Genomic DNA, 1,414 nt, shown 5'->3' with positions numbered 1-1,414 from the left:
AACACAGTGGACGCGAGCAACTGAGGACAAGCCCTCGGCCTATTAGTACCGGTCAACTCCACACGTTACCGTGCTTCCATATCCGGCCTATCAACCCAGTCGTCTACTGGGAGCCTTACCCCATCAAGTGGGTGGGAGTCCTCATCTCGAAGCAGGCTTCCCGCTTAGATGCTTTCAGCGGTTATCCCTCCCGAACGTAGCCAACCAGCCATGCCCTTGGCAGGACAACTGGCACACCAGAGGTTCGTCCGTCCCGGTCCTCTCGTACTAGGGACAGCCCTTCTCAAGACTCCTACGCGCACAGCGGATAGGGACCGAACTGTCTCACGACGTTCTAAACCCAGCTCGCGTACCGCTTTAATGGGCGAACAGCCCAACCCTTGGGACCGACTCCAGCCCCAGGATGCGACGAGCCGACATCGAGGTGCCAAACCATCCCGTCGATATGGACTCTTGGGGAAGATCAGCCTGTTATCCCCGGGGTACCTTTTATCCGTTGAGCGACGGCGCTTCCACAAGCCACCGCCGGATCACTAGTCCCGACTTTCGTCCCTGCTCGACCCGTCGGTCTCACAGTCAAGCTCCCTTGTGCACTTACACTCAACACCTGATTACCAACCAGGCTGAGGGAACCTTTGGGCGCCTCCGTTACTCTTTAGGAGGCAACCGCCCCAGTTAAACTACCCATCAGACACTGTCCCTGATCCGGATCACGGACCCAGGTTAGACATCCAGCACGACCAGACTGGTATTTCAACGACGACTCCCCCTGAACTGGCGTCCAGAGTTCACAGTCTCCCAGCTATCCTACACAAGCCGAACCGAACACCAATATCAAACTGTAGTAAAGGTCCCGGGGTCTTTCCGTCCTGCTGCGCGAAACGAGCATCTTTACTCGTAGTGCAATTTCACCGGGCCTATGGTTGAGACAGTCGAGAAGTCGTTACGCCATTCGTGCAGGTCGGAACTTACCCGACAAGGAATTTCGCTACCTTAGGATGGTTATAGTTACCACCGCCGTTTACTGGCGCTTAAGTTCTCAGCTTCGCCCCACCGAAATGGAGCTAACCGGTCCCCTTAACGTTCCAGCACCGGGCAGGCGTCAGTCCGTATACATCGCCTTACGGCTTCGCACGGACCTGTGTTTTTAGTAAACAGTCGCTTCTCGCTGGTCTCTGCGGCCACCCCCAGCTCGAGCAGCAAGTGCTCTCACCGGATGTGGCCCCCCTTCTCCCGAAGTTACGGGGGCATTTTGCCGAGTTCCTTAACCATAGTTCACCCGAACGCCTCGGTATTCTCTACCTGACCACCTGAGTCGGTTTAGGGTACGGGCCGCCATGAAACTCGCTAGAGGCTTTTCTCGACAGCATAGGATCATCCACTTCACCACAATCGGCTCGGCATCAGGTCTCAG

Annotated in this window: 1 rRNA gene; it reads right to left on the bottom strand. The window is 56.4% G+C overall.

Annotated elements, in window-relative coordinates:
• Positions 1-22: 22 nt before the first annotated feature.
• Positions 23-1,414 (bottom strand): 23S ribosomal RNA (locus ACZ4M5_RS34675); the annotation flags it as partial.

It is taken from the genome of Streptomyces sp. NPDC026246 (genome assembly GCF_055567995.1).
The sequence above is the reverse complement of the archived record's forward strand: the minus strand, read 5'-3'. Positions and strand labels throughout refer to the sequence as shown.